The organism is Streptomyces swartbergensis, from assembly GCF_002148965.1.
Taxonomy (GTDB): Bacteria; Actinomycetota; Actinomycetes; order Streptomycetales; family Streptomycetaceae; genus Streptomyces; species Streptomyces swartbergensis.
This window is the reverse complement of the sequence record NZ_NGFN01000367.1, coordinates 1-8521: the sequence shown is the minus strand read 5'-3', so window position 1 is coordinate 8521 and position 8521 is coordinate 1. Positions and strand designations below refer to the sequence as shown.

Here is an 8521-nt window from a genome sequence, read left to right as displayed (position 1 = left end):
ACCCGGCAGTGGCCACCCCATGGAACCGCCCCGGGTCGACGGGATCGTCATGCATCCCCCGCCCCACCGGAATCACCTGCTCGATCCGCGAGCGCAGCCGGGACAGATCCCCGGGCAGGTCGTTCGCCGACAGGGACGTCTTCACCGCCGACATTCCGCAGCCGATGTCGACGCCCACCGCCGCCGGGCACACCGCACCCCGCATGGCGATGACCGAGCCGACCGTCGCACCCTTGCCGTAGTGCACGTCGGGCATGACGGCCAGGCCCTTGATCCACGGCAGCGTGGCGACGTTCTGGAGCTGCTGGAGCGCGGAGCCCTCGACCGTGGACGGGTCGGTCCACATCCGGATCGGTACTTTCGCACCAGGTATCTCTACATACGACATAGCGTCCTCAATCCCCCGTAAACGAACAGAAGTCCTCAACAGCAAATACCGGAGCCAAGGTCGACGAAAGGGAATCCGGACCGGCGTCCACGGCAGTGCGTGCGATACACATTGTGTTCATCGGCCGCCCCGCGGCGGCAAGCCGATTTCCGCGTCGAGAGGAGCCATCACGTGCAACGGAAGGCGTACACGCCCGGCATCGCCGCGCTCCTCGCGGCCCTGCTGACCGCTGGATGCACCAGCGGCTCGGGCGACGGCGGCGCGACGGACGACTCCAACCCGGGCGACACGGGCACGGCCTCGGCCGTCGCCGAGCCGGGCCGGTACCGCACGCTGCCCGAGCCCTGCGGCGCCGTCGGCCAGAGCTCCCTCGACGAACTCCTGCCCGGTATCCGGCAGATCACCGACGAGGAGCAGCGCGAGAAGGCGTACGAGGGCGAGGCGACGGTCACGTACGACACGGACCGCAAGGTCGGCTGCCAGTGGAAGGTCGACGCGCAACAGGCCACCGACCATCTGCTCGTCGACTTCGAACGGGTCGTCTCCTACGACAACGCGGTCAGCGACGAGAGCCAGGCCGAGCAGCTCTTCGCGGAGAAGGAGGCGGCGGCCCATCTGCCCGAGCCGACCGCCACCGAGTCGGTGACTGTCGGCAGCACCCCGTCCGGCGCTTCCTCCACCGCTCCGAGCGGCTCCCCGTCCCCGTCGGGCAGCACGTCACCGTCGGCGTCCGCCTCCGCCTCCCCGACCGATCTGCAGCCCCGCGTCCTGGAGGAGGTCGGCGACGAGGCCTTCCTCGACGACGAGCTGAGCAGCTCCGGTTCGACGGCCAAGCAGCGGACGGTGACTGTGGCATTCCGCACGTCCAACGTCATCGTGACCATCGAGTACGCCGAGCAGCCGGCCACCGTCGGCGTCGTCCCGGACAGCAAGGAAATGCAGGACAGGGCCCGGAAACTGGCCTCGCAGCTGGCCGATTCGCTGAGCGACTGAGGCCTCTTCACGCCCCCTTCACGCGCACCCGCAAAGCACCCGAAGGAAGAACACACAGCAGCCTCACCGCGTACCGTGACCACTCGGACCCGTTCCGACCGCAGGAACCACGAGCGTCATGAGTGAAGGAACCATGCAGCGACGAGCACAGCGTGAACAGCGAGACCAGCGAGCGAAGCGACTCCACCGCGTCCTTGTCTGCGCGGCCGCCGTCCCCGTGATGCTGGTCGCCGCCGGCTGCTCCTCGGACTCCGGCTCCGGCGACAGCACGGACAAGGCGGCGAAGGCCGCCGCCTCGGCGTCCGCGAGCCCGTCGCCGACCGTGGAGGCGGCGGCGTACGGCAAACTTCCGGAGCCCTGCAAGGTGCTGTCGAAGAAGACGCTGAAGGACCTCGTCCCGGAGAGCAAGTCCGGCAAGGAGGGCAAGTCGGACGACATCTCGGCCCGCGGCAACTGCTCCTGGAACAGCCTCGACAACAACGGTGTCAAGGGCTCGCAGTTCCGCTGGCTGAACGTGTCGATGCTGCGCTTCGAGTCGGACGTCGCCCGCGGCCCGGCCGACAAGCTGGCCCAGGAGTACTTCGAGAAGCAGGTGCAGGACGCCCAGGCCGTGGAGGGCGCCAAGAGCACCAAGTCGGAGCCGGTGCCCGGGACGGGCGACGGGGCGACGGCCGTGCGCTACGAGCTGAAGAAGAAGGAAGGCACCTTCAAGCAGCAGACGGTGGTGGCGCGCGTCGAGAACGTCGTCGTCACCATCGACTACAACGGCGCGGGTCTGGCCGGCGACAAGAGCCCGAGCGCCGACGACCTGATGAAGGACGCGAAGAAGGCCGCCAAGGAGGCGGTGGCGGCCGTGTCCGAGGCGAACGGCGCGGGCGGCGGCAAGGCGAGCGGCGCCCCGTCCAAGTCCGCGTCCAAGTCGCCGTCCGAGTCCCCGTCGAAGTCGGCGTCCAAGGACCCCTCGGACGAGCCCTCGGACGACGCGTCGAAGGCGCCGTCCAAGAAGCCCGCGTCGAAGAGCTGAACAAGCCCGACGGGAACCGGCCACCCGTCCTCCGCACACATGTGCCACCCTGTTGCGCGCAACAACACGCAAGGGGAGGGGAGTACGGGTGGCCGCGCCACAGCTGACTCGGATGCACCGCATTCTCATCGGTGTGGTCGTGGCCGGTGCCGTGATCATCGCCGGCATCGGCTTCGCCGGTTCGTACGCGGCCGTCCGCGAGTTGGCCCTTCAGAAGGGCTTCGGGAACTTCTCCTACGTCTTCCCGATCGGCATCGACGCGGGCATCTGCGTCCTGCTGGCCCTGGACCTGCTCCTCACCTGGATCAGGATTCCCTTCCCGCTCCTGCGCCAGACGGCGTGGCTCCTGACAGCGGCGACGATCGCCTTCAACGGCGCGGCCGCCTGGCCGGATCCGCTCGGTGTCGGCATGCACGCGGTGATCCCGATCCTGTTCGTGGTCTCGGTCGAGGCGGCCCGCCACGCGATCGGCCGGATCGCCGACATCACGGCCGACAAGCACATGGAGGGCGTCCGCCTCACCCGCTGGCTGCTCTCGCCCGTCCCGACGTTCCTCCTCTGGCGCCGCATGAAGCTCTGGGAGCTCCGCTCCTACGACCAGGTCATCAAGCTGGAGCAGGAACGTCTCGTCTACCAGGCCCGGCTGCGTTCCCGCTTCGGCCGGGCGTGGCGCAGGAAGGCCCCGGTGGAGTCGTTGATGCCGCTACGGCTGGCGCGCTACGGCGTGCCCCTGGCGGAGACGGCCCCGGCGGGGCTGGCGGCGGCGGGCATAGAGCCCGCGCTGATCCCCCCGCCGCCGCAAGCCGATCCGGCTGTGGGCAGTCGTGCCCCTGGGGCGGCACCCGTCCCGCAGAAAGCGGCACCTCCCGGCGAGCAGCGCCCGCAACTGGAGAGCAACCGCAGCGCCGAGCAGACGGACGAGACCCCGGAGCCTGACCAGAGCCCCTGGTTCAACGCCCCGCGCGAGGTGGAATACCAGGGCGGCTACGACCCGGGCTACGACCCCGAGCAGTACGCCCAGTGGATCGCGGAACAGCAAGAGGCCGAGCAGTACCAGGCCCAGTACGAGCAGGAACCCTCCCCGGAGGACACCGGGAGCTTCCCCATCCCGGTGGGCCCCAACCGCACCCGGGAACTGGGCGAGGGCGGTGGCACGCCGTCGGCCTCCGAGCCGGACGAGGAGTCGTACTACCAGGTCTTCAAGAAGTCGATCAACGGCAGTTACCCCACGCCGAACCAGCTCATCGACAACCTGGAAGCGGAGTACGGCATCCGTATCGACACGACGGAGGCCAAGCGCATGGTCGACCGCTTCAGCGGCCGCCACTACAAGGAAATGGAAGAAGAGCACATCGCATGAAGAAGGGGCCCTGCGAACAGGGCCCCTTCCTTCACACCGGCCGCTACTCCCCGAGCAGGGCCCGGACCCGCTCCTGCCCCACCGCCAGCAGCAGCGTCGGCAGTCGCGGCCCGGTGTCCCGCCCGACCAGCAGGTGGTACAGCAGGGCGAAGAAGGACCGCTGGGCGGTCTTGATCTCCGGCGGCAGTTCCTTCGGCGTGGCGTCGGCGGAGAACCCGGCCTGCACCTTCGGTACGCCGTAGACGAGGTGCGTCAGCCCGTCCAGCGACCAGTGGTCGGCGAGCCCGTCGAGGAGCAGCCGCAGCGACTCCCGGCCCTGCTCGTCGAGCGACTTCAGCAACTCGGCGTCGGGCTCGTCCCGCACGATGGTCCGCTGTTCGGCCGGCACATGCGTGTTGATCCAGGCCTCGGCCTTGTCGTACCGCGGCCGCGCCTCGTCGAGCGAGGCCAGCGGCTGCTCCGGGTCCAGCTCGCTGAGGATCCGCAGCGCCTGGTCCTCGTGCCCGGCGGTGATGTCCGCGACGGACGCCAGCGTCCGGTACGGCAGCGGCCGGGGCGTGCGCGGCAGCTCTCCGGCGGCCGTACGCACCGCGCGGGAGTGCGCGGCGACGTCGGCGGGCAGGGCGCTGCCGTCGGCGACCTTGGCGTCGAGCCGGTCCCACTCGTCGTAGAGCCGCTGGATCTCCTGGTCGAAGGCGACCTTGAAGGACTGGTTGGGCCGGCGCCGGGCGTAGAGCCAGCGCAGGAGCTGCGGCTCCATGATCTTCAGGGCGTCGGCCGGGGTGGGCACGCCGCCCTTGGAGGACGACATCTTCGCCATGCCGGAGATGCCGACGAAGGCGTACATGGGGCCGATCGGCTGCTTGCCGCCGAAGATCCCGACGATCTGCCCGCCCACCTGGAAGGAGGATCCCGGGGAGGAGTGGTCGACACCGGAGGGCTCGAACACGACGCCCTCGTACGCCCACCGCATCGGCCAGTCGACCTTCCAGACGAGCTTGCCGCGGTTGAACTCGCTCAGCCGGACCGTCTCGGAGAAGCCGCAGGCGGTGCAGGCGTAGGTCAGCTCGGTGGAGTCGTCGTCGTAGGACGTGACGGTCGTGAGGTCCTTCTCGCAGTTGCCGCAGTACGGCTTGTACGGGAAGTACCCGGCGGCGCCGGAGCTGCCGTCGTCCTCGGCGGCCGCGCCGGAGCCCTCGGCGGCCTCCAGCTCGGCCTCGTCGAGGGGCTTCTGCTGCTTCTTGGCCGGGGCCTTCTTCGTCCGGTACTGGTCGAGGATCGCGTCGATGTCGCCGCGGTGCCTCATGGCGTGCAGGATCTGCTCGCGGTACACGCCGGAGGTGTACTGCGCGGTCTGGCTGATCCCGTCGAACTCCACGCCCAGCTCGGCCAGCGACTCGATCATCGCGGCCTTGAAGTGCTCGGCCCAGTTGGCGTGCGGGGAGCCCTTGGGCGCCGGGACGGACGTCAGCGGCTTGCCGATGTGCTCGGCCCACGACTCGTCGACGCCCGGGACACCGGCCGGCACCTTGCGGTACCGGTCGTAGTCGTCCCAGGAGATCAGGTGCCGCACCTGGTGTCCCCGGCGGCGGATCTCGTCGGCGACGAGGTGCGGGGTCATGACCTCGCGCAGGTTCCCGAGGTGGATGGGGCCGGACGGCGAGAGGCCGGACGCGACGACGACGGGTTTGCCCGGGGCCCGACGCTCCGACTCCTCGATGACCTCATCCGCGAAACGGGAGACCCAGTCGGTGGTCTCGGTGCTCTGAGCCACGATCGGCACGTCCTTCTTTCTGCATCGGGCAGCCGGTACGGTCGCACGGCTGACCGCACCATTGTCCCAGACCACCTCGCGCCCGGGAAAACGGCTTTACCCCCATGGGATACTGGCCGGGACTATCCATTCCCTCGAGGAGAACGGCACCCTTTCCTATGGCCTCGGTCACGTCCCTCAGCGACTCCGTCCACCAGCGCCTCGCGGCGGCCCTGTCGGCGGCTCTGCCGCAGGCCGGCTCCGCGGACCCGCTGCTGCGACGAAGCGACCGGGCCGACTTCCAGGCCAACGGGATCCTGGCCCTGGCGAAGAAGGAGAAGGCGAACCCGCGGGAGCTGGCGACGCAGGTCGTCTCCCGGGTCGAGTCGGGTGACGTGATCAAGGACATCGAGGTCTCCGGACCCGGTTTCCTGAACATCACGATCACGGACCGGGCGATCACTGAGACCCTCGCCGCGCGCTACGCGGACGACACCGGCCGCCTCGGCGTGCCGCAGGCCGAGCAGCCCGGCACCACGGTGATCGACTACGCCCAGCCGAACGTGGCGAAGGAGATGCACGTCGGTCACCTGCGTTCCGCGGTGATCGGCGACTCGGTGGCGCGGCTGCTGGAGTTCACCGGCGAGAGCGTGGTCCGGCGTCACCACATCGGCGACTGGGGCACCCAGTTCGGCATGCTCATCCAGTACCTGGAGGAGCACCCGCACGAGCTGGACCACAAGGCCGACGAGGTCTCCGGCGAGGAGGCGATGTCGAATCTCGACCGCCTCTACAAGGCCGCCCGCAAGCTGTTCGACGCGGACGAGGAGTTCAAGACGCGGGCCCGCCGCCGGGTGGTCGACCTCCAGGCGGGCGACCCGCAGACGCTGGCCATGTGGCAGAAGTTCGTGGACGAGTCGAAGATCTACTTCTTCTCCGTCTTCGAGAAGCTGGACATGGAGATCCGGGACCCGGACATCGTCGGCGAGTCGGGCTACAACGACATGCTCGACGAGACGTGCCGCCTGCTGGAGGAGTCGGGGGTCGCGGTCCGCTCCGAGGGCGCGCTGTGTGTCTTCTTCGACGACATCAAGGGCCCGGACGGCAAGCCGGTCCCGCTGATCGTGAAGAAGTCGGACGGCGGCTACGGCTACGCGGCGACCGACCTCTCGGCGATCCGCGACCGCGTCTTCAACATCAAGGCGGACACGCTGCTGTACGTGGTGGACGCCCGTCAGTCGCTGCACTTCAAGATGGTCTTCGAGACGGCCCGCCGGGCGGGCTGGCTGAACGAGGACGTCAAGGCGGTGCAGCTCGCCTTCGGCACGGTCCTCGGCAAGGACGGCAAGCCGTTCAAGACCCGTGAGGGCGAGACGGTCCGCCTGGTCGACCTGCTGGACGAGGCGATCGACCGTGCCTCGGCGGTGGTCCGGGAGAAGGCGCAGGACCTCTCCGAGGAGGAGATCGCCGAGCGGGGGACCCAGGTCGGCATCGGCGCGGTGAAGTACGCGGACCTGTCGACGTCGGCGAACCGCGACTACAAGTTCGACCTGGACCAGATGGTCTCGCTGAACGGCGACACGTCCGTCTACCTCCAGTACGCCTACGCCCGTATCCAGTCGATCCTGCGCAAGGCCGGCGAGTCCCGCCCGGTCGCGCACCCCGAGCTGGATCTGCACGAGGCGGAGCGCGCGCTCGGCCTGCACGCGGACTCGTTCGCGGCGACGGTGGCGGAGGCGGCGACGGAGTACGCCCCGCACAAGATGACGGCGTACCTGTACCAGCTGGCGTCCCTCTACACGACGTTCTACGACAAGTGCCCGGTCCTGAAGGCCGAGTCGCCCGAGCAGATCGAGAACCGCCTGTTCCTCTGCGACATCACGGCCCGCACCCTCCACCAGGGCATGGCCCTGCTGGGCATCCGGACGCCCGAGCGGCTGTGAAGCCCGAGCGGCTGTGACACCCGTGGGGTGGCCGACGTCCGCGTCGCCACCCCACTGCACCTCGTCGGGTATTCCTTCGGCGGCCGGTTCCTGTGCGAGGCGGTACAGCGGGCCGCCGAGCGGCCTGCGGTGCTCGGCTGGAGCACACCGCCGCTGCGCGGCCCGCTCGTCCTGACGCACTCGCGCTGGGACCGGGCCACGGGCTTCTGGCACCTGCGCGCCGAAAAGGCACCGGGAATCGGCCACTCGGGTGCCCACTCCGACTTCCAGCGGCCGGAGCCCGCGCACCTGCTGCTGACCCCGGCGGAAACGCTCCCGCTGACGGGGGCGGCCCATGCCTCCCCATACAGGTGCGGCCCGTCCTCTCCCCCGCTGGGAGGACGGGCCGCGGTCTGTTGACGGAACCGGCGGTTCCGGGTCAGCAGTTGGGGCAGGCGTTCGCCATGCGCTTGAACGCGGCCCGGGTCCCCGACCCGGGGTCTCCGTCGATCTTGCCCTTGTACCCCCACTTGGCCTTCAGCCAGCGCTGCAGCGCCTTCACCGTGTTCGGGCCGACCTTCCCGTCGATCTTGTCCTTGTAGGCGTAGTTCTTCTTGAGGAAGCGCTGCAACGCCTTCCAGCTGTCGGTGCCGAGCTGCCCGTCGATCTTGCCCTTGTACTGCCAGTGCTCCTTCAGGACGCGCTGGACCTTCTTGGCCTCCCCGGTCGTCAGGCCGAGGTTGACGACCGCGAGCGGGCTGACCTCGGCGCTCGCCGCCGGCCGCGTCTCCGCCGCGACACCGGGACCGGCGGTCGCCAGGCCCCCGACGGCGATCCCGATGGCGGTGGTGGTACAGACGAGTGTCTTCGTGAGTGCTCGCATGAATTCCCCTCCGATGGTTGCGAGTGCTCTGGGTGGTGCGTGGCAACGAGACTGCGGCCCGGGGACCCGAAGCCGCCACAGTCGCCACGGAAGTGACGTCCTGACGGGACGTCCCACGCCCTGACCTGCGGGGACGCCGTACGCCGGGACGACGCGGCGGGACGGTCGCGGCGGGGTGTGGCCGAATCGGTGGGGGGC

Annotated in this window: 8 protein-coding genes; 5 read left to right on the top strand and 3 right to left on the bottom strand. The window is 69.5% G+C overall.

Annotated features, from left to right (window positions below):
• The coding region (locus CA983_RS36665) for an RtcB family protein (RefSeq protein ID WP_143645655.1) at window positions 1–388 on the bottom strand (388 nt) is incomplete at its 3' end.
• A gap of 171 nt (window positions 389–559) precedes the next feature.
• Here CA983_RS36665 and CA983_RS36660 point away from each other — a divergent pair.
• From CA983_RS36660 to CA983_RS36650, 3 genes are all read left to right on the top strand, one after another.
• Complete coding sequence (locus CA983_RS36660; RefSeq protein WP_086605060.1) at window positions 560–1381, top strand: hypothetical protein; 822 nt, start codon at window positions 560–562, stop codon at window positions 1379–1381.
• Between the two features lie 118 nt (window positions 1382–1499).
• Complete coding sequence (locus CA983_RS36655) at window positions 1500–2405, top strand: DUF3558 family protein (RefSeq protein WP_086605059.1); 906 nt, start codon at window positions 1500–1502, stop codon at window positions 2403–2405.
• Window positions 2406–2517: 112 nt separating this feature from the next.
• Window positions 2518–3765 (top strand): DUF2637 domain-containing protein, encoded by a 1248-nt coding sequence (locus CA983_RS36650; RefSeq protein ID WP_086605058.1) that lies wholly within the window; start codon window positions 2518–2520, stop codon window positions 3763–3765.
• Between the two features lie 43 nt (window positions 3766–3808).
• Here the strand turns inward: CA983_RS36650 and lysS are convergent, their stop codons facing one another.
• Window positions 3809–5548 carry a lysine--tRNA ligase gene (lysS, locus tag CA983_RS36645; RefSeq protein WP_086605057.1) on the bottom strand — a complete coding sequence of 580 codons (1740 nt, stop codon included), beginning with the start codon at window positions 5546–5548 and terminating at the stop codon, window positions 3809–3811.
• Window positions 5549–5697: 149 nt separating this feature from the next.
• Here lysS and argS point away from each other — a divergent pair, with 149 nt between their 5' ends.
• Both argS and CA983_RS36635 read left to right on the top strand, forming a co-directional pair.
• A complete protein-coding gene (gene argS / locus CA983_RS36640) occupies window positions 5698–7461 on the top strand; it encodes an arginine--tRNA ligase (RefSeq protein ID WP_086605056.1) in 1764 nt (587 codons plus the stop codon).
• Window positions 7462–7488: 27 nt separating this feature from the next.
• Window positions 7489–7860 carry a hypothetical protein gene (locus CA983_RS36635; protein WP_244207244.1) on the top strand — a complete coding sequence of 124 codons (372 nt, stop codon included), beginning with the start codon at window positions 7489–7491 and terminating at the stop codon, window positions 7858–7860.
• A gap of 19 nt (window positions 7861–7879) precedes the next feature.
• On the opposite strand, the gene CA983_RS36630 is transcribed toward CA983_RS36635, so the two are convergent.
• On the bottom strand, window positions 7880–8323 hold the full coding sequence (locus CA983_RS36630; protein ID WP_086605055.1) for a peptidoglycan-binding domain-containing protein: 444 nt from the start codon (window positions 8321–8323) through the stop codon (window positions 7880–7882).
• Window positions 8324–8521 lie beyond the last annotated feature (198 nt).

Excerpts from the sequence above, each read along its gene's own strand:
- argS (WP_086605056.1), top strand. The coding sequence starts at position 5,698 with ATGGCCTCGGTCACGTCCCTCAGCGACTCCGTCCACCAGCGCCTCGCG.
- CA983_RS36650 (WP_086605058.1), top strand. The coding sequence starts at position 2,518 with ATGCACCGCATTCTCATCGGTGTGGTCGTGGCCGGTGCCGTGATCATC.
- CA983_RS36630 (WP_086605055.1), bottom strand. The coding sequence starts at position 8,323 with ATGCGAGCACTCACGAAGACACTCGTCTGTACCACCACCGCCATCGGG.
- CA983_RS36655 (WP_086605059.1), top strand. The coding sequence starts at position 1,500 with ATGAGTGAAGGAACCATGCAGCGACGAGCACAGCGTGAACAGCGAGAC.